Here is a 20,278-nt window from a genome sequence, read left to right on the forward strand (position 1 = left end):
CTGCCGCTTCGTTCCAACGCATCTTGTCGATTTCCAGGGCGGAGTTACGCCGTTCTACCGCTTCGATCGACGCCAAGGTGGCGGTGTTTGGGCTTCTCCTCGGCGCGGGCCTTGTCGCCGCGGGCCCCGCGGTGTTTGCCAAGGGGATCGATTTCGACCACGGGCTTTACCGCGTCGCCATCGACTCCTCCTCGCCGCTTGAGGCCGCGATTGCGAGCGCCCCCCAGTTCGAGCGCCGGATCGTCATGGACCCGCGAGGCGCCCTTAGCCGCGGCGAGATCGACATCTGGGTCTCCGGCGAGCGCCTGACGGCGTGGGACACCGACAAGGGGAACGCAGCGCTCGCCGCGCTCGAAAAAGCCGTCGCATCATACACTCATGCCCGCCTCCTTCTTGAGAAGGACAAGGCCGCGGCGTTCCCGGTCGAGATAGAACTGGAGTACGTGGCCCGGACGACAACGACGACCGGCGGAACACAAGGCCCGGGCCCTGGCGACGCCGGAGCGCTCGGTCCGGCGGAGCGAAGCGGCGAGGAGGCCAGCGGGACTGCGACCGGGGGCTCCGAAACCACGGCCTCGGGGGCGACGGACGATGACCAGCTTTCCCGCTACTTCTCGTTCGCCGCACAGGAGACCACCACCCAGACTCCGTCGACGCTCTCGCCGCCCTTCCCTTTCAAGCCCCTCGTCTTGGCCTACCTTTTCCTTGTCCCGATGAATTTCGTCGTCCTCGTCTACGGGGGCAGCATGATGAACGAACGCCTCGCCTCCCGCGGCGAGGCGCTCCTTGCGACCCCCTCGACGCGCCTCGAGATAATCGCAGGAAAGACGCTCCCGTACCTCCTCCTCATCATTATCCTCGGCATGTTCACCGGTCTTTTCATCGGTGCCGGCTTCGTGTCGCTACTTGCTGTACTCGCCTTGGGCCTTGCCTTCCTTGGACTCGTTTTCGTCGCCGCGATGCTTTCGCGCTCGTTCAGGGAGCTCACGTTCCTCACGGTGATGGGCGGCGTCCTCCTTACGGCGTACGCGTTCGTCCCGGCGATCTTCTCCGAAGTGCATCCGATAGCGCTCATCTCGCCGATCACGCTCGTCGTCTTCGAACTGCGCTCACGGCCTGTGGAATTGGCGCAAGTGCTCTACGCAGTCGCCCCATTGACCCTCGTGGCAGGCGCGCTTTTCCACCTTGGTTCGGGCCTTTACACCGAGGAGGACCTCTTCCACCAGAAAAGCGTCGGCGCGAAGCTACTCGACGCCCTTGCCCGGCCCGTGCGTGGTATCAGGAGCGGTTTCGCCCTTTCACTCCTTCTTCTACCCTTCGTCCTCGTAGCGGAGTTGCTCCTCGTCGCATTGCTTTTCACGTCGCCCATCTCCTTCGGCCTCGCAGGCGCCCTCCTCGGGACCGCGGCGCTTGAGGAGGTTTTCAAGGCCCTGCCAAGCTACGCGGCCGTGACCCGTGGGGCCATCGAAGCCCGGAAGGCCCCCCTCTTCGGGGCGTTGACGGGAGCCGGTTTCTTCGTCGCGGAGAAAAGCTTCCTTCTCGTCTCGCTCATAGGACTCTACAATGTCCCCATCGGGGCCGCCGTCCTTGGCGAAGGCCTTGCCGGGGCCACCGGCGGCGTCCTGGCATTGCTTTTGTTGGCCCCGTTGGTCCTCCACACGGTCACAGCGTCCATCTCGGCCAAGGGTGCGACGATGGGACGGCGCGGTTTCCTTTCCGCCGTGGCACTCGCGATCCTCATCCACCTCGGGTACAATCTTCTCGTGCTCCAGCTCGCCGGCGGTGGTCTCGATTAAGTCGGGCGGTTCGAGGAGCATCCGTGCTATCAAAGCTGTCGCGAGGCGAGAGGCGCGCTCTATCGTGGCCGAACGTACGATCGTTCTCGCCGTGATAATCCAGGTCTTCGTGGCGGGCTTCAGCTCCATCCTCGTCGCGGGCCTCGCCGTGCTTTCGGATCCATCGTCCGTGTCGTTCGATTCCGGGGCCCGCGTCGCGGTCACGGGTTCAAGCGAGGTGGCGGCGGCGCTTCGGGACGCACGTCTCGCCGTGGAAGAGTACCCGTCGGTGACGGAGGCGTTCGCGGCGTTCCAACGCGGTTCCGTGGACGCAGCGCTCATGGTCGGCCCCTCGACGAACGCCTCGGAACCCGTCACGATGAGATTGATCGTCCCCGACGGGGAACTGCGCGGGACCCTCGTCGTGTCACTGCTCAAAGCACCCCTCCAACGTTTCGAGCGCGACCTTCGCGAAGAACGCGTCGATCGCCTCGTGGACGATCCCCTTTACTTCGATGCGAAGGAGACGAGTGGCCCGTACGAGTTCGTCTATTCACTCCTCGTGCCGCTTCTTGTCCTTCTCCCGGCGCTACTTGCCGGATCGCTCGTGGCGGATTCCCTCACAGAGGAGACGCAGCGAAAAACGCTGCAGATCCTTCTCTCCTCGGGGGCGACACTCGTCGACGTCGCCGCGGGGAAGGTGTTGGCGACGGCGGCGATCGCTCCGGCGCTAGCCGCGACCTCGCTAATCCTCTTGGGCCTTAACGGGTTTCCAGTGTCAGGAGGCGACGTAGTGACGATCATGCTGGTCACGACGGCGGCCGCCGTGGTGTTCTGCGTGCTGGCCGCCATGGTCGCCTTGACGTTACGCGACCGCAACCAGACGCAGACCATCTACGCTGGGCTCTTGATGCTCCTCATAGTGTCGTCGCTTCGCCTTTCCCCGACGCCGGTGAACGCCATCGCTCGCCTCGCAAGCGGCTCCGCGGATGCCTCGACAGTGGGCTTCGTCGCCGGGGCGGTCCTCACCGCGGTCCTGGCATGCTTCGCGCTTGCCGTCGTGCTCAAGATCCTTGGCGGGGTGAAGGACGAAAGCGCATAGACCGCGCGCGTAGCTTCATAAAGGTTTAAGTCACAAAGGCGTCTCACATCGAAAGTCGCGGATGTCGGCACCTGGCGCTTTGCCGGTTTTCCGCGTGAAGGCCCTGTAGTCTAATTGGTAGCGATGCTGGACTGTTAATCCGGCGGTCGTGGTTCGAGTCCACGCGGGGCCGTTCATTGGACAGGAGGATCCGCGGGGGGTAGGGCCGATTTTCGTCGGTTTACCCCTTTTTTGGACTTCTCCCGCTTCTCCTGCCCTTGGGCCCGTTCCAGAGCCTTGTCGAAGGCTCCGTTGTGGATGTAGTACTGGTCGGTGATCGCCACGTTGGTGTGGCCGAGCAACCGCTGTACTCGCTTCACGTCCGGAGGACGCTTCCCGATCTCGCCGCGATCGTTCCTCGTTGACGCCAGAAGGCTCATCGTCGCGAAGGTGTGGCGCATCACGTAGCCAGAAAAGTTCGGCCAGATGCGACCCCCAACGCGCCTCAGCTTCACGACCAGTCCGTCCGCGGTGAAGGGCTCGCCCTTGCTCGTGAGGAACAGGGCGTCGCTCTTTTTCGCGTCAACGGACGGTCTATGGTGTTTTAGGTAGTGGACGAGACTCGGGCGATTCGGGGCCGAGACGACCTTGGGATTGTACAGGATGCGATCCCGTTGGCGTCCCTTCGTGACGTGGACCCGCAGAGTGCCGGCCGCCACGTCGACGTCGTCGACTCGTAGGCTGGCGATCTCGTACGGTCGCAGTCCGGTGTGGAACCCCAAATAGAGTATGGTCCTGTAGAGGCGGTCGGTGTAGGTTGTCTCGCCGTGACGCGAATAGATTATCCGTTTCACCGTCTCCTCGTCCGGGATGAAATACTCCTTGGGTGCCGTTTTCGCGCGTCGTTTTAGCGCGGGCCACGTGGGGATCGAGTGCATCTCCAAGAGCGGGATTATCGCTTTTCGGAGACTCAGCAGGAAACCGAGCGTGTCGCCGCACTTCTCGCGCCTGTACCGAATGTGTTCTTCGAGCGTCTTCTCGGATTCGGGCGTGAGCGGGTTCAACTTGACGGGCATCTGCGGGTGCTCCATGTAGTAGCGGAGCATCCGGTATCTTCTCGCAGCCGTTTTCGGGTCGAGCCCCTTTCGGGCCACAGAGAAACTCAGGTATCCGTCTTCTGTCCACGCCACCGGGTCGCGTCTCAATGTCGGGAGGAGCTTGCCCTCGGAGTCGAGGACAGCGAGCACCGCCCGGACGATGGAGTCGACCTCTTGCGGCGAGACGCCGCTCAGACCGCTCAAGCGTCCATGTGTTTCAGCCCCAGCGACTTGGTCGCTGAGTATCTGATTCGTTTTCACCTCCAATCCCAGCTTTCGCAGGGTGTGTTCTACAACATGCTCTAACGTAGCACGGGACTCGGGCGACCAGCTTTGCGGATCACCTCCTGCGCCTGGATCGTCGCGTGGGGGCTTGGCGTTGTCGGTCAGGGGTCGGCGAACCTCTTAACACTGGGTGATGGCCGAGGTCAAGAGAATAGCGCTACGCCGATGAAAACTAATGTGGAATCTGGGAGAAAAAGACGGGCGCACGGGCGGCCGCCCGACCGCCGAGTTACTTTCGGTATTTCTTCCGGACATCGTCGATGGACGGACCATCTTTGGCTCGTCCATCATCGTGAGAGCCGCCGCCATGCGGTGGCTTGCCCGGCGGGGACGGAGACCCCTGCGAACTACCATGGGCGCCGCCTTTGTCCTTATCGTCTCCTTTGTCCTTACCGTCGCTTTTGTCCTTATCGCCGCCTTCGGACTCGTCAAGTGCCTCGCGAGCCTTGCGGAGTGCTTTCTCAGCCATCCGTCGGACCGAATAGTCTCGTACCGACGAGGGCGGTTTTACGCCTCTGGCCACGTGTCGAGCGATGTCCCTGTTGTGTTCTTCGATGGATCCCTGTACGACGATGAAGGCGAATTGCCAACACGCTTCGGCCATCACCCAGAGCGACTGGGTGGAAAAGATGAGTGCATTAGGCGCGCCCAGTAACACTTCGAGCGCTTCGAGGACCGCCTTTTTTACGGCGGACGGCCGAATCATCTGCCCGAAGGGCGGACCAGTGGGTCCACGAGCCATCAAAAGCCCCCCTTGCGCAACTGCTGCCTCATCTCTCCGCTCAGGGCGGGGAGAACCCGAGGCCGAGCGTTCACCCCTCCCTTCCATACCACGCTTGTTGTTGCCACATCCATCACTCCAGCGAGAAAGTGCGGAGTGGGGGCTGTGGACCAACCCCAGCCACGTGCGAGCACGCGGATGGCGTAGGCCACAAGCTCGACGCTCCTATGGAATAAGTAGGGCTTCGGGCCACACCGCGCCGCCACTTGCTCCACCTTTCCGCCCTGAAAGGTTCATAACACTACATAAACCTGACTTGGGACAATTCAGCTACTCCAAAATGTTCCGCCGCAAATGGTCAGACTATCGACGCGGGAAAGTGCACCAAAAACGACCGTGATTTTCTCGTCGGAAAGCAGGGTCAAAAGTGACGCGCAAAGGGATTGCGCCGCCACAAAGTACACCACCCACGCGGGTCCTATGAGGCCCCGCGAAACCATGGACACTCTCGTCGCTCGCAACGCACACCGACACGCTTATTAGCCCTAAGCGATTTACGCGTTCCGACGGCCACACCCGTCGCTACTCGTGCTCGCTCCGCTGCGCTACCCGCACGGATTGCGCGTCCTGTGTTTTCGGTCGACCTTTGTGACTTGGTTTTCGCGACGCAGCCGCGATTCGAAAAGGATCATGGAGGAAGAAACGATGCATGACACGCAAGAAAAACTACTGCAAGCAGGCATGATCGCCCTATTCTTGACTTCGGTTATTTGGATACTTTTTTTCTTGGTTCGGGAAGTGATCTATGCCTTGGGGCATGTACAGACCTCAATCTGCCAGACCCTTAACAGCGCGAGCGGCGGAACCCCGAAAGCCGGTCGAGTACGAACGCATGGCTCTGTGCCACGTCTATTTATTCGACCCGGCCCAACCTTCATGCACTCAACAATTGGGGATGGGTGCAATGGATGGGGGCGAGGACTTGCCGGTCAGTGAATACGAGGTATTCGTTCGTCGGCTTCGGGAAATCGCTCCGGACAACCACTCTTTGACCAATGACGAGGTAGCCGCTTTTCCTCCGGGTTATGTTGGTGGGTTGGATGCCGTCTACGTCCATTACGAGGCCTTTCTCCATAGAATCGTCACGCGGCCGGAAGGCGGGGCCGAGGTGACGCCAACGGGGTTTGTTCGGGCAGCCTATCCGAATACGTTTCTCTCCCGTGGCGGTGTCCAAAACGTCGTGGATTTGCGACGTCGAGGTGCCTACTGGGCCGCGGAGAATTTGGAGTTGATTGATGACGCCTACGTTGCTCAATTCCAGGCTATGGTGAAGGAAAGAGGACTGCGCCTACGGGAGCCACACGAAGATGTAGACGAGATTGCAGAGCTCGTAGGATTCCACATGAAAACCACAATTCCGCGCTACTGGTCCACCCTTGATCGCGTAACTCTCCGCGACCTGTATGCCGCCTGTCTCAGGATGTCCAAGGTTGTAAAGGAAGAGGATTTCAAGGTCTTGGACAAGCTTTTGTGACGTGGTGCCCCGGTAACGTCTGATGCCATTGGGCCCCCGAGATCGACTGTCAGCGAGCGCCCTCCGGGCGCTACGAGGCCTTCGGGACAATGGGTGCAGTATACAACGACCGCCCTAGATGGAGCGCCGTTCGACCACCGTTACGGCCAGTCCGAACGGCACGTTCCTGAACGCCAACCACCCGGACCACTTGAGCAGGAAAGATTAGGTTCGACGAAGTCAAGTGCAACCCAGGTGACACGATCTAAGCCCCGGTTCCCAATCGCGGAATAACGAGTGAATTCATACGTCATGAAGGCCCCGCTCTTGGGGCAACAACGTCACGGCCGTGAAGACCAAAGGTGGAGAACACCGGGACGGTGACGGGCACGTCCCCGGTGACGCTGAATGACCATGCGGCAGCGGGATTCACATAGGATGCGCCGCGCCCCCGAGCACGCCGGCTCATGTGTCCCTAGGTGGCATGAGGTCGCAGTAACGCCGGAAAAAGTGGTCACTTGTGGGGCAGCAACGCCAAGACGCTCAAACGCCAGAGATCAAGAACACGGGAACAGCTCTCGGCAAATGCACGGTGGCCGCTCGTGGTCAACATGATGTTGGAATGCCAAAAACGTTACAGATTAATGGCGGCGCACAATGGCTGGGTGTATTATGCTGTCGGTTGACCTGTTTTCGCCCTTTCGAGGCGGACGCACTTCCCCCTCCCGGGCTCGGGTGCGACGCTTGCCGGGCGCCGCTGTTTCCGCCTATCCTACGCGCGACAACCCTTGCACGGTTTGAGTAGGTTCCCGTCGAGGTCTCGGGCGCTCGCTGCCTCATCGTGATCTCGAAAGAACCGCTTCGGATGCCGGGCCCATTCGCATTCGCGGCGATGGAAGTGGTGTCCGACCTTCGTCGCCACCCTCTCCTCGGTCGTCACGTATTAGGGCAAGGCGATATCTGTCATAGAATCTTGCACGTGTTCGCCGTGACATCATCGATCTCCGGCGGCGCCGAGCGATGACGCCCGCAGGCGTCACGGCCGAGCGCAGCGTCGCCCTTTAGGGCAGCAAGCGAGGCCGCAGCGAGGCTCCGTGGAGATGTTTCCGCACAGGCGTGCTTCGGGATCAGTGTTCTTGAGCGAATAAGACCTCTTCCACTTTCCTGAAGTTCATACTATCTGGCACGCGTAAGGCCCTTCCGTCGCGCTGTTCCTTCCATCTAATCCTTCTGTTCCGGCATAGCGGAACGCCGGTTCCATGGACGCCTTTACGTGCCCGGCTCCAAACCGGTGGGGTGATTTCATCGCGAAGCTAGAGGAGAAAAACGGCGCCCTGTACGTGGACGGCTACAAGGTCGAGAAGGCGTGGGAGAGCGACAACGGCTGGTATTGGTTCGGCGTCGACGTCTCGCACTACCAGGACAGCCTGATCAGCGGCGAGGTCTATCCGAACGACCGCATCTGGTTCGGATACGTTCACGGCCACGAGGAGGAATGGGGCCACTTCAGTGAGACCGAGCTCGACCTCATGAAGCCGCGCGTCTGGCCGGTCGAGAAGCACGATCTCCCCTACGCGGGTCGGCGGATCAACAAGACAAGGGCCTAATCGTGTTCACGCCCCCGCCCGGCCGCGCGCCGGCGGAGAGGTTTGAGCCGCCGAGGCCATCATGATTCGAGCGAAGCGGCGCCGAAGGCGCGAATCTTGATGAGCCGAGGCGGCGCCCCCGTAGCGGCGCGCGGCTCCGCAAACTCAATGGTAGGGCGTGCCAGGAAATGGGCCCGGCATAAGGGCGCCGGGCCCGCCAAGATCTCGGTGGCTTAACGGGGACTAGTCTTTTCGGCCGTTCAATTTCTTGGAGGGAGAACCCTCATATGCGCCCCCTGAATGGTCTTTAGCAGCAAGACGGCGGCGAATACCCATGCTGACCACGAGTGTTGAGAACTGGCGACCAGCAAGGCAAATATCACGATCGATACTTCTCCTTGAACGGTGAGAAGGGGTGTTTGGACGCGATTGGTGCGGCCCCTGCTTACGGACGCAGCCAACCTTAGGGTGCCGGTAGCCGTCAACTCCCGCTCACGGGCTAGCGCTGATTGGCTGTGAAGCAGCGCCGACAAAAACCAAGGGGGCGGGAGGCTGCGCCGCGCGCTGCATTGGGCAAGCAGGGATGGGAGTTTATTCTCGTATTGGAGGAATATTTGGATGCTCAGCCGAGCGGAGGTTGGCGGGGGTTCAAATCGGCGTGACGGGCGCCCGCGCCAGTATTCGAAACCGCTTAGGCGCCCGGCCAAACCCGCGCACGACACGTGGGGGTTCAATTAGGCGATGGGGGGCGTGACGGTATTGAAACCCATGGCACTCCCCCGTGCCATCGAAGGGGCTCAAGTATCGGTGATGGTCAAGCGGGTGGCGATTCGAGGCACCGGAGGAACACGTGGTCACGGTCTCCTTGCAAGTTCAATTCCGTGTACACGACGCGGTTCTCCCAGACGTCGATCCCAACCTGGAAATTGCCTTCGGCGACTGTAATCCGTTTGGCCGTCGGCACGTAATACGCTTTCACCGCATCCCGGCGGGGGCTTCCCTGCACGTGCTCTTGATACGCTATCCACGAGCCGGCCACTCGCGGACGGTCCTGAATTGCGGGCCCCGTCTCGTTGAATGCTACGACAGATGACGACCCACGAGCAAGATCAAGTAGATGTATGTCCCAGTCGTCCCGCGGCGTGGGTCCCGACCCAACCATGTACGCGACGAGGTTTTCGTATACGTCCATCTCGCTAAGGCCAGGTGGTGATTCCGCTAGTACTTGATTGGCTCCCGTGGAAAGATTATGAAGAATCAGCTGGGACCGGTGGCTCGGATTCTCATCGGGCTCGGATAGCCAGACTACCTTATCCTTCCAGATCTCGCTCAAACCCACAATGTATTCCGTCAAGCGCGTCAGGTTCCCACTCGTCGTGTTTAGGACGTAGAGGCCGCGAACGGTCACGTCGTCCGTCTGGGATTCGAAAAGCACAAGGTCTTCGTAGAGACCTCTTGTTCCGAGCTCCGTTTTGAATGGAATCGGGAGAATAGACGAGCGGCCCGTATCTAGGTCGGTTGTCCAGAGTTGGATTCGCCGTTCTGACTCGAGAAAGTCGCGCCAAACCACCGTCGTGCCGTATATTATGGGTACGCTCTGGAACGACGGTCCTGTTGCGAGAACTCGCTCTTCACCTGTCGAGATCCGGTATGCGTAGACATCCGTCTCACCTGGCGCGAGAATCGTGGGATGGTCACTCCGCGCGTGCCACACGATCCAGTCGTTCCATATCTGGGGGGCCCTGATTTCGACTTGGCCGTCATCTACTGGCAAGCCGTGATCGATCGGGCAGCCGATTGGCGGTTTTTCCCCCTGAAGGAGGCTGGGACCAAAAGCGAAAAGGCCGGCTATGATCATGCCTCCACCGATCCCGACTGCCATTGTCCGGGGCTTCATTGATTGACTCTTTGCATCGGTGCTCTAGTACTTGAAATCCGCTTGGCTTTCGGCGTACTCGAAGGCAATGTTGGCGTCGGACATCGACACGACCATCCCTATTGGTATCTTGGCCGAATATTGGCCCGTCAGGTCGGCGAACCCGTCCTCGGCTTGGCTCAGCACCTCGTCGATGCTTGCGAAGCTACTTGGATTTGCGGGATCCATGAGGAGGAAGCTTCGTATTGCTACGGCGTCCTGCTTGTTCGTCGCGTCCCAGCCGAAGATGGACCGCGAGTAGTCAGGCCAAATGCCGGGCACGGCATCGTCGAGAGAATCCAACGTGTCGCACCGGCGCTTCGTCGTGGTTTCGGGACATCCGGGGCTTGACGGCGTGCCCCAATACCAATCCGCCACAGTTTCGAGGTTTTGATCCTTCTTCTGTTGCTGGACCTTGCCAAGTGCGTAGAAACTAATTCCGGCTTCTGCAACACCGACAGCGAACAAATCCGCAATCCTTCCTGCTGCAATCAGCTCAGCGGTGAACTGCCTCCCAATGGTCCCTTCAAGCTCTCGTCCCAGAGGTTGACTGTGATCCTTGCCGTTCGTTGACATGATAATCCACGGCATCTTTGCCTCGTCTTCTTCGTCGAAATGAAGCGGCGGCGGATAATCGGTCCAATAGCCGTGTCCGATCGAAGCTTCCATCATTTGCATGTAGAGCTTGAGGAAAATTGCAGGGGAGAATGCCGGTTGCGTCCAAATGTCGATTTCTACTTGGAAGATGTCTGCGTCCACTATCTTCCCCCCGATTACGAGAGCCGTCACCACTCGTCCGACATCGCGGAGGACGATCTCGGCCGTGTTCTCGTCGATGGTGACCACGGTGGTGTCCCCGACCGGGTGGTTCGCGAGATAGTCGCGGAAGCTCTCCCAAGTTGGCCACACCTCACCGTGTTCGCGGTAAATGCGCTTCCAGCCGGTTTGATCGTTGCCTTCATCCAAGCCGTATCTGTCGCCGTTGAACCAAAACTCGTGCAGATTGGCAACGTTGTTCCCTGTCCAATCAAGTTCCGTTCTGGTCACGGTTTGGGTGTCGTCAACGGTATCCACGATCGTGGAGAGAATCATGCCGCCAGCGAACAAGGCGGCTCCTGCGACTACTACGCCAATCGACAATTGGCTCTTTACGGGAAACGCAACGGCGCCCATGGCAAGTGTGGTTCCTGCGTCCTTGGCGGCCATTGCGGCTCCGGCAGCGAACCTTAGCTCATGGATGCCGTTCTGAATCTCTCCGGCGTAGACCGTCAGATTGGCGCGCAGGGTCAAGCGATTCCGGTTCACGTCCTCCGCCACGATGCTGAAGCCCGTGGTTCCGGTGGGAAACAATTGCCGCCATCTGTCGCTGGTCGAATCGTAGGTTGGGATGAATCCTACGTCGGCCCCTGGCAGGTGGGCAATGACGCGCACAGATGTATCGTTGATGCCAGCGAAGTCAGACAAGCGGAATTGGGTCCCGTTACGCAGGTCTCCGGCGTACCCTTCGACCTCGCTCACCGTCGGGTATACGTCCTCAACCCAAGGCCTAATGTCGAACCCATCAAGGAGATTGTCGTCGTCTATGTCCCTGGTGAGCGGGCTGGAGGTTCGGCCTATGACCTCGCTTCCGTCTCTTGCCAAGTCGCCGTCCGAGTCGGGGTCGAACCTGTCGAGTTGGCCAGTAACATTCAGCCAGAACGCGTTGACGCGGCCTGTCGCGCCGGAGGCAGAGTCGGTGATTTCCAGTGTCCAATTCTGATGAGTCTGGAAGGTCGATGGAGAAACACAGGTCAATAGGTCCGCCACGAGGAGGCCGTTTCCGTGCTCATCGTAGGTTGGGAACCAGCACGTGGTTCCTTCCCCATTCCTTATCCTGATGGTGAGGTCGGCCCAGTTCTGGTGGATGATGTTCACGACTGCGTACGCCTTCACGACGTTATACCTGTCGAGGCCAGCGAGTTGTATTCTTGCGGTCTTTCCGTCCTCGATTAGCGGGCGGTAGGCGCTACGCGAGGTCAAAGTGAAGACCACGGAGTTCTCCAGATAATCCGACAGCTGGTCAAGGTCTGAATCTATCCCGACGCCTATGTTGTCGATGTACCAGCCACGGTGGTCGTCGTTTGTTCCGCTCGGCTGAAAATTGAAACGAATCTGGATGACGTGGCCGACGTAATCAGAGAGGTCGATGACCCGGGCGTGCCACCGCCGGTAGTCGGCGTCCCCATAGACTTGCCAAGTCGCATTCGAGACCCACGACCCTCCGTCGACGCTGATCTCGAGTTTCTTGATATCAGGGGCACTCCGATTGTTCTCCGTTTCGTACCAACTCATGTAACTCAAGACAATTGGGGCCTGCGAGGTTCTCAAGTCTATGCTAGGACTTGTGAGGGTTCCTCCAACGCCTCCGGTGTAGGTGCCCGAGTCGTCCCTTCCGAACCACCATGAAGATGAGCCGCTGAAGGGTTTTGCGTACGCGCTGGTCGTATTACTTGCTAGGTGCCAGAGTCCTGTCGCTGTCCACCCGGTCGTTCCTGACTCCGTGTCATGGACCAGAATGTTTATTGGGCGCACTGCGGGTCCGGTGAACGTCGGGGTCGAGACATTGATGCCTCCGTTGTCCGCCGTGCGGAAGAAATACGTGTGTGACCCGACGGCGAGGGAGGTCGTGTACGTATATCTTTTTCCGTTATGGTACGTGGTGTCCGACGGTTCGAAGGCGCTCATCGGGAAGTCTTGGCCGTCGAGCCGCAGATTCATGTATTGGGGAGTACCGTTTTCAAGATCCGAGTATACAACCGAGAAAGTGAATTGGGTGTACTCCGTCCCGGCGTCTGGCGTTAGGGACGCGGCTTGCAGAACAGGCGGACTGTTAATGACATTCACAATCCGCGTCGTCGTACTGGTGACACCGTAGTCATCGATGACCCGCATCCTGATGGTCTTGTTTCCCCACGTCACATACGAGTGGGTGGAGAGCTTGTCCGTCGTGTTGATGATGTCGTAACCGTCGTTTTCCCAATCCCAGCTTATTCGAAGGTTTGGACCGGGCGTGACGTCGTCCGTTGAACAGGTCGCGTCGACCGTGAAGAGCGTCAGAACTGAGCCGCTTGTAGGCGTCACGGTGAAACACGGGGTTGGGGGGTTGTTCACGAGAAGGGTGCGCGTCGTCCAGTTATTCACCCAATCCGAATCCGCGGCGTTCATGCGTATCGTCTTGTTGCCTGATGTCGGGAACTGGAATGTGTAAGTTTTTGACGCGGAGTACTGGGTGTTACACCATCCATCGGTGTCCCAATCCCAGCAAACTTGGATACTTGACGCCGGAGTGAAATCATCGGTCGTGCAGGACGCATTTGCCGTGAACACGGTCGTGGTTGGGCCGGTTACGGGGGATACTGTGAAACAGGCGGATGGGGCGCTGTTTGCATTCGTTGTAAAGCTCCACACGGGGCTGGTTGAAGTCACGAGCCCGTCGCTTGCTTGGACGTTCCAGTAGTACGTTGTCGCCGACGCCAGGGTACCTAGATTGCACGGGGAGGCGGAGGATACACATTTCACGCTCGTCGGGGGATTGGTGGTTCCAAGGAAGGTCGTGTATGTTATCGGGTCGCCATCGGCGTCGGTGCTAGGTGCCCATGATGCGTTGAGCACGCGGGGAACGTCCGTGGCGAGGTTTGCTGGGGCAACATTGGAGGGCGCACTTGGGCCTTGGTTTGATCGGGTCCCAAACGACCAGACCGGGCCCGCTTGGGTTGAGCTCGCGTCGCTCGCGTTCACGCGCCAATAGTAGGTCGTCGATGCTCCCAGGTTACTGGTCGCACAGTGCGAATATTGTGTCGAGCAGGCGAGATTTGTGGGCGGATTCGTGGTTCCCAGGTATACGGCGTTGGTTACGGTATCCCCATTCGGGTCGCCGCCCGTCCATGACAATGTCGCATAGCGGCTGACTAGAGATGCACCATTGACGGGCAGGGGAACGCTCGGCACGAACGGTGGTACGTTTCCGGAGGTGCAGCCCGAACTAACGGAGAACGACGTCTTGGCGTACGGAGTAATGACCAAATCGTCGATGGTGCCGGTAACGCTCCAAGAATCATCGTTCAACGAGCTGCGGCCGACGTAGATTGTTTCGAGGCCCGTGCCGCCCTTGACCCATTTGAAGGAAGGGAACGTGGAATCAAGGCGACCGTTCACGTAGAGGCGCACGTTCATTCCGTCCCACGTGACCGCCAAATGGACCCACGTCGACAATTGGATCGTGCATTGTGAGTAGTAGTTTTGGGCACCGTCACCGATGCGGGCGTTCAGGGCCCATCTGCCGCCGTCTCTTGCTACGGCAAAATGAATTCCAGTATCGTAACCGTGATAGTCCAAGATTTGGTATCCGATTCGGTTGGCCGGTTGAGATCCGAGTTTCACCCATGCTTCCACCGTTCCGTTGTGCAGGGGATTCATCGTCGGGCTCGGAAGAGCGAGCCAGTTCGTAAGCGAGAAGCCTGGACCGATGCCGCCACCGGTACGTCCATTGGCGGTCCAAATAGTGCCCTGATAGGTTCCTGGGTTTTGGTTGCCTGAATCATCGTCTGCCCAAAGCGAGTTGGAAAACCTGTAGGACCCGCCCTTTGCATCGTCGAGAGGGAAGCGATTCAGAGTACTGATCCGGATTTCGTCCAGGCGACCGAGGAGTTTTCCTCCTGATCCATCCGCGTAGGCCCCGAGTGCGGTCAGCCGATCATCGGAGCCGTCCGGGCAGTTCCAGGAGGCCAACGGCGGGTCTTTTACCCCGTTGATGCGCATCTGCCAAAAGGTTCCGTCATAGGAGAATGACACGCTGTTCCATACGCCAATCGCGAGTACGCTTTGCGACGTCATCGACATGGGCGCGGCAGAACCCACCGGCCCCTCGGCAAAGACGAGGCGACGATTTGAGTCGACGTAGAGGTTCCATTCCAGTTGGCGGTCTATGATGCTGAAGATCGTCCCGGGGGTTGGCGCCGCGTCCAGAAATATGGATGCTTCTACTGTTCCGTCACATGGGCGCCCCTCTTGTCCCGTGGGCCCCATCGTCAAATCCATGTACTCCGTGCCGTGGGCGATGCGCACATAGTTGGTGCCCGTGAACATACCTGACCGGCTTCCGACATCGCCCTCGTTGTCCGTCGCCCATGAGGAGCCGCCTTGGAATTCGCCGTTGTTTCCGGGGAGAATGACGTCCCCGACGCTAAGGCCGACGCCTTCGCTGAAGTGGTAGAGCGCCTTGGTGGCTTGGTCCGCCGTCAACCGGCTGAAATGTGGGGGATGAACGTGGAACGCGTCTTCCGTTTCGATTGCCGGGAGTTGGGTGCCGCTTTCGTGGTAGAATTCTGGGATTTTGAGTCCCAGGCGCGCGAGCCAATTCCGATTGTATGTCACTTCTTGGCCCGCGTGGTCAGCGTCGTCGAAGTTGATTATGAGGCGTGGGTCGAACCACGTCCTGTTCACGGGACGGGTCCCGTTGGCGTCCGTAACCAAGCCGGGCATGCTCTCTATATGGGGCCATCTTTCTACGCCTATCCACATGGGACGCTGAGCCAGGAGAAGGCTTGATTCGGAACCGCGAGTAAAGACCGGAATCCCTGATGGCTTGAAGGGCTCGATTATGACTTTTTTCTCTTCCGTGGCACCGCCCAGTAGGATCCTATACCAGTCGCCGTCGGGCGTCTCAGCATACTCGTAATTGAACGCTGGGTCGGAAATAAGCGAGGACACGTAGGTTCGAGAGATCAGTAGGAATAGTGGGGTGGGGTTCGCGTCTTGGACTCGGATTGCAAGTGTCTTCGTGCCTGGGACGCGTTCGACGGTCACGGCGATGGGACGTCGAGACGTTCCATCTTGGTTTTCGAATCGAACCTCGGTGGGAGGGGGTCGCGTCAGTGGCGGGTCGCCGGGTTTCGCAAGAGAGTCGTTACCTGTGGTTGGTTGTTGGCTTTGGGTGCCGTCGCCGGCTGATCCGGGTTGCGCGTTATTCGGTGGCGGCGGCGGGCACTGCGGGCATATGTCTTTATCCGGGATAGGCGGGTCGAACGAATCAGGGTTCTTCGTTTTGAACGACCACGTCGGCCCTTCAATGATTTGGAATCCGTCGGTGACCTTCACACGCCAATAGTACCATGTGGAATAGGCGAGGCCAGTGATCGTGCAGGAGGTGAGTTCTGTGAGGCACTTCACCGTCTGGGGATCCGGGCTTGTGCCAAGGGTCACGTTGTAGGTAATTGGGTCGCCGTTCGGATCGCCGCCCGACCAGTGGAGAATCAGGCTGGTTTGGGCTCCCTCTTGGCCAGCTCCCGGAATTGGGTCGAACGGAATTCGGGGTGGCTGCGGCGGATTTGAATCGGGAATCGGCTGTTCGAGAACCGAAGATGGCAGGAACTCCTGGAGGTGGTTCACGTCGCCCTGTATTGTGTCGAGCAGGCCCTCGACTGGTAGGATGGGATCCAAGGGATCCGCGGTGACAAGCCCGTTGAACGCTGGGGACGTCAGAAGGGCCAATACAATCGTCGCGCCGAGCTTTCTGTGAGCTGCCCCTCGTTTCATGAGGGCAAAGAACGTCTGCGGGTATTAGCCGATTGTTTACGACGACTGCAAGCGTCCGGAGTGAATCGGCAGGGCCCAGTAACTTTCGCGTGCCGCGTGTAATTGGTTCATGTATTCAACGGCCGCCTCTGGTTTCGCCGCTCCGGGCCCATGACCGAGAACATTGGCCACTATCTGGGCGATCGACTTCTCGTCGACGTAACCCCACCCCATTTGCACCCATGGCCCAACTGTCGTTCCGTCGAGGGTCGGCGCGACGGGAAGTGTGCCTGAAACGGCCAAGCACGTTGGGCATTCCGTTTGGGATGGTGCTTGATAGTCGGCTGTTTCCCAATAGGTAGCCGTTTCGTTAATGGCGCTGCGAACGTCGGCTGCCGTGATCTTGAGCGTGTCGTTTTTCGCAATCGCGCCTCCTCGCAAGCCGTCAGAGTAGTTTAGCGTCGTGCGGACTTCGTAGATTGCCTGGGCCACGACGCCTGCTATTAGGGGTGCGCCGAAGCTCGTTCCGGTGGCCCAGTGGTACAGGTTTTCCGTCGTCGCGTCGTCTGCAATCCGGAGCATGAAGTCACTTACTATGTCCGGTGTCTTGGCCGCCATGATCGTTTCGCCGTGCGTGTCGCTTGACGCGCCGCCCACAGTGATTACCCACGGAGGCCCGCCGTATGGCGAAGCCGTTGGTGGGACGAATTCGTTCCCGGCGGCTACGATTATCATCTTTCCTGAATCCGACGCGTTACGAAGGCTCTCGGTCCGGCCGAAGTCGCCGGCGAGTTCAACCGGGGCATTAGCGGCAACGCCGAGGCTAATCGAAAACACGTCAATCCATGGCTGCTTTTCTGCCCAGGGGAATGTGACGTCGGTTTGCGAAACGCTCTCTATGGCTAGGATGTACGCGTTGGGGCTGGCTCGCGCAACCAGGGATGCGGTGCCCGTGCCGTGGCCGGCTTCGTCAATCGCTGCGTACTTGTGGTCGGCGGCCTGCTCGTCATTCGAGTATGCCAATATGCGTGTGTCCCTGAACCAGTAGAGTTTTTGGCGCTCAAGCGAGTCAAGGCCATCCTTTGCGAACGCATCCGGATACGGAAGGTCGAACGAAAGGTTGATTGTCGCGTAATCCCCGATTGTCGGGACCATGACTCGGGGTTCGGGCGCCCCGGGCGTCCTGAAGACGGGATGATACGGGTTGATCCCGGTGTCGAAAACTGCAACGACGACGTGCGGCGCGGGTTGGGGGTCGGCTCCGGGCGGGAGGACGAGGGGTCCGGGGCCGGACGTGGGGCCGACGCATCCACCAATCACAAGAGAAACAAAGAGGAGCAGGCTAAGGATTGGTTTCCGCGACGTGTGCATGCCCCGGCCTCGGCGCATCATGTTCGAATCCGGCGCGCTTAATCGTTCCTGTGCAGTCCTTGCCCACAGAAGTCGACCGGGCGTGCTGGTATATGAACCTTGTTTACCGCGGGTCCAAGCGTCCGGGAAAGGTTAATGCCGTCAGAGGGGAACTGCGTGGGCGGGGCTCAATGATGAGGGCAACAAATGTTGTAGCAACAATGCTGGCGATCATGGCCATGTTCGTTTCCGCCGTCGCGCCTGGCGTCGCGGCGGACGATCCACCCCCTCCGCAGCAGAGCGCGTGCATGGAGCCGGACCTCCCCGGGTGCGTTACGTATGTCTATTGCACCATCAACTGCTTCATCGAGGCCCTTCTGTGCGAACACGACCCGGAAAACCCCGAGTGCCCGCCTGGAAATCACTAGTTCGGGGGCGCGTAGGGGAATTGTCTGAGACATCGCATCGTCCGCTGATTGTAGCGGTCGCCCTCGTTGGTTGGGTTGTCGTTGCTGGCTCGGCGCAGGCGGGAAACTTCAATGAGCAGATCGGCCCGATTAATCTGCTTTTGATTTCCAACGGCGACCCCATCCATTCTGACTATGACGAGGGTGAGTCCCCAGGGGCCGGCGACGATTCAGTAAACCTAGTGCAGAACGTGGCCCTCGTGTCCGTCCGCGTAGACAATCGCTGGGGTGCTTTTGCGGCTGTGCCTCTAATCCCATCGATCGACTACGGCGTTAATTTCCAGGAATCGACGATCGACTATCCGCTTTTCAGAATCGCCAACGAGACGGACGAAGAGAACTATGATTCACGAACGTCCGCCGAACAAAGGGAGCAGTTCGACGTTGAATTCAACCGTTACACGTACAAAGTCAACCTGAGCGCGCGAACCCCCTTTGGAAAGTTTGACGTTTGTCCGGACCCGAGGTGCGCGCCGCCGTACGGCGTGTCGATGGAGTATGACCAGATTCACTTTCCCGCTGGCATCTACAACACGTCGGTCGAGGCATTTATCAATGCGACCGAGTACATGTTTGAGAACACGCGTATTCGTTCGACGCCCTTGACGCCAGAGTCGCGCGTCGGGAACCACACAAGCTTTCCTGACGGCGCTGTGCGAGACTTGGCGCCGGAAGTGGCGGTTGGTTACACGCTTCACAGGGGCGAAGCCGTGATTGGTGACGGTCATGGTGGTCCTCAGGATGATGCAACGCCGGTCGGCTTCACTCACTCTACCGTTAATGAGGATGGAATCAGTGCACGCCTGCCGGCGTCCACGTATCGGGAAGACTCGCCGGGGTTTGGCGTCAGGTCGTCGTTCCTCATGGGAAGCGCCGACGGTGCGGCCGCGGCCAGCAAGTCTACTACGCCCGCACTCCCCAGCGCGCCGGCCCCGATGCCCAAAATCCCGCTGGTGGCGTGGGCTGCCGCGGCGATGCTAGTTGTCCTCCCCTTCATACTTTTTCTCTACCACAGGCTGCGTCCCGAAGGGGCCCTCGAGCACACGGTCCGAAGACGCCTCTATGAGCAGATTCGGCGTGCTCCCGGAATCCGTCAGGCCGCATTGGCAGAATGCCTCGGGATCAAGCGCGAACTCGTTGATTATCATGCGCGACGGCTTCAAGAAATAGGTCTGATTGTGGTGAAGGAGTTCGGTCGAGACAAGCGTTTCTTCGAAAACGGCGGCACCCACAACGAGGCAAGCCAGGTCTTCCATGCGTTCATGCAAAGCCACCGGGCGCGACAAATCATCCAATTCGCGTATCTGAGGCCCGGCGTTGACCAACGTCTGCTCGCACGGCTCGTGGGGGTCCACGAGTCGACGATCAAGTGGCACGTCGACCGTCTTTCGGCCGCCGCGGTCTTGCGCGTCGAAAGGTTGGGACGCAAGAAGGGTATTCATGTGGAATCGGCGTTTGCAGATTTCGTGTCAGGTCCGCCGCCCCTTTCGCGCTGATGGGCACTTCTCACCGAAAGACCGGCGGCGCGAATCATGGGGTGGCGCGAGGTGCTTGGATATCCAAACCAAGCCGCGGCGACGCGCCGTCCTCTTCGGCATAGACGCTTTGGCGAGGCCCCGGGCATCATTTTGAGCGAGGCGGCCTTCAGTCTCGTCGTCCCGCGCATGGGAGGTCGTGTTTCTTGATCTCCCACACTTTGCCCCTTTCCATCAGCGGGTCCATCTCTGCCGTCGTCCAGTATCCCCATTCCTCCTCTTGGCCTTGGACGAGGCCGAAGTATTCGCGACCCGGGACCTCGCGGCCCTCGACCACGTAGACGTCTTCGCCGTGGTCTTCGGTGGCGAACCAATGCCAGCCGGTCGCTGATTCCCATCCTTTCAGGACGGGTTTGCCGTCAATGTGGAGCTTGCCCTCGTGCTCCTCGAATCTTGTCATG

At 59.5% G+C, this 20,278-nt stretch carries 11 protein-coding genes and 1 tRNA gene; 7 read left to right on the plus strand and 5 right to left on the minus strand.

Annotated elements, in window-relative coordinates:
* Positions 1–23 precede the first annotated feature (23 nt).
* From HY556_02785 to HY556_02795, 3 genes are all read left to right on the plus strand, one after another.
* On the plus strand, positions 24–1,796 hold the full coding sequence (locus HY556_02785) for a PrsW family intramembrane metalloprotease (protein MBI4392709.1): 1,773 nt from the start codon (positions 24–26) through the stop codon (positions 1,794–1,796).
* 64 nt (positions 1,797–1,860) lie between these two features.
* Complete coding sequence (locus tag HY556_02790) at positions 1,861–2,877, plus strand: ABC transporter permease subunit (protein ID MBI4392710.1); 1,017 nt, start codon at positions 1,861–1,863, stop codon at positions 2,875–2,877.
* A 99-nt stretch (positions 2,878–2,976) separates the two neighbouring features.
* Positions 2,977–3,049, plus strand: a tRNA-Asn gene (locus HY556_02795).
* 1 nt (position 3,050) lies between these two features.
* Here the strand turns inward: HY556_02795 and HY556_02800 are convergent.
* Positions 3,051–4,220: a site-specific integrase gene (locus tag HY556_02800; protein ID MBI4392711.1), complete on the minus strand. Its 1,170-nt coding sequence runs from the start codon at positions 4,218–4,220 to the stop codon at positions 3,051–3,053.
* A 1,703-nt stretch (positions 4,221–5,923) separates the two neighbouring features.
* On the opposite strand from HY556_02800, the gene HY556_02805 reads away from it, so the two are divergent.
* Together HY556_02805 and HY556_02810 are read left to right on the plus strand one after the other, a co-directional pair.
* Positions 5,924–6,493 carry a hypothetical protein gene (locus HY556_02805; protein ID MBI4392712.1) on the plus strand — a complete coding sequence of 190 codons (570 nt, stop codon included), beginning with the start codon at positions 5,924–5,926 and terminating at the stop codon, positions 6,491–6,493.
* 1,238 nt (positions 6,494–7,731) lie between these two features.
* Positions 7,732–8,079: a hypothetical protein gene (locus tag HY556_02810; protein ID MBI4392713.1), complete on the plus strand. Its 348-nt coding sequence runs from the start codon at positions 7,732–7,734 to the stop codon at positions 8,077–8,079.
* Between the two features lie 793 nt (positions 8,080–8,872).
* On the opposite strand, the gene HY556_02815 is transcribed toward HY556_02810, so the two are convergent.
* The 3 genes from HY556_02815 to HY556_02825 are packed head-to-tail and all read right to left on the minus strand — an operon-like array spanning position 8,873 to position 17,896.
* Positions 8,873–9,940 (minus strand): hypothetical protein, encoded by a 1,068-nt coding sequence (locus tag HY556_02815; protein ID MBI4392714.1) that lies wholly within the window; start codon positions 9,938–9,940, stop codon positions 8,873–8,875.
* Positions 9,941–9,979: 39 nt separating this feature from the next.
* Positions 9,980–16,546, minus strand: coding sequence for a hypothetical protein (locus tag HY556_02820; protein MBI4392715.1), 6,567 nt, complete (start codon positions 16,544–16,546; stop codon positions 9,980–9,982).
* Between the two features lie 36 nt (positions 16,547–16,582).
* Positions 16,583–17,896 carry a S8/S53 family peptidase gene (locus tag HY556_02825; GenBank protein ID MBI4392716.1) on the minus strand — a complete coding sequence of 438 codons (1,314 nt, stop codon included), beginning with the start codon at positions 17,894–17,896 and terminating at the stop codon, positions 16,583–16,585.
* A 200-nt stretch (positions 17,897–18,096) separates the two neighbouring features.
* Here HY556_02825 and HY556_02830 point away from each other — a divergent pair, with 200 nt between their 5' ends.
* Both HY556_02830 and HY556_02835 read left to right on the plus strand, forming a co-directional pair.
* Positions 18,097–18,303 (plus strand): hypothetical protein, encoded by a 207-nt coding sequence (locus HY556_02830; GenBank protein MBI4392717.1) that lies wholly within the window; start codon positions 18,097–18,099, stop codon positions 18,301–18,303.
* Positions 18,282–19,838: a hypothetical protein gene (locus tag HY556_02835; protein MBI4392718.1), complete on the plus strand. Its 1,557-nt coding sequence runs from the start codon at positions 18,282–18,284 to the stop codon at positions 19,836–19,838. Before HY556_02830 ends, HY556_02835 begins: the two co-directional genes overlap by 22 nt.
* 148 nt (positions 19,839–19,986) lie before the next feature.
* On the opposite strand, the gene HY556_02840 is transcribed toward HY556_02835, so the two are convergent.
* The gene (locus HY556_02840) at positions 19,987–20,277 is read right to left on the minus strand and encodes a hypothetical protein (protein MBI4392719.1); all 291 of its coding nucleotides are present in this window, start codon (positions 20,275–20,277) and stop codon (positions 19,987–19,989) included.
* Between the last annotated feature and the right edge of the window lies 1 nt (position 20,278).

The organism is Euryarchaeota archaeon (assembly GCA_016207515.1).
Classification (GTDB): Archaea; Thermoplasmatota; SW-10-69-26; order JACQPN01; family JACQPN01; genus JACQPN01.

Excerpts from the sequence above, each read along its gene's own strand:
- HY556_02805 (MBI4392712.1), top strand. The coding sequence starts at position 5,924 with ATGGATGGGGGCGAGGACTTGCCGGTCAGTGAATACGAGGTATTCGTT.
- HY556_02810 (MBI4392713.1), top strand. The coding sequence starts at position 7,732 with ATGGACGCCTTTACGTGCCCGGCTCCAAACCGGTGGGGTGATTTCATC.
- HY556_02815 (MBI4392714.1), bottom strand. The coding sequence starts at position 9,940 with ATGGCAGTCGGGATCGGTGGAGGCATGATCATAGCCGGCCTTTTCGCT.
- HY556_02820 (MBI4392715.1), bottom strand. The coding sequence starts at position 16,546 with ATGAAACGAGGGGCAGCTCACAGAAAGCTCGGCGCGACGATTGTATTG.
- HY556_02825 (MBI4392716.1), bottom strand. The coding sequence starts at position 17,896 with ATGCACACGTCGCGGAAACCAATCCTTAGCCTGCTCCTCTTTGTTTCT.
- HY556_02830 (MBI4392717.1), top strand. The coding sequence starts at position 18,097 with ATGCTGGCGATCATGGCCATGTTCGTTTCCGCCGTCGCGCCTGGCGTC.
- HY556_02840 (MBI4392719.1), bottom strand. The coding sequence starts at position 20,277 with ATGACAAGATTCGAGGAGCACGAGGGCAAGCTCCACATTGACGGCAAA.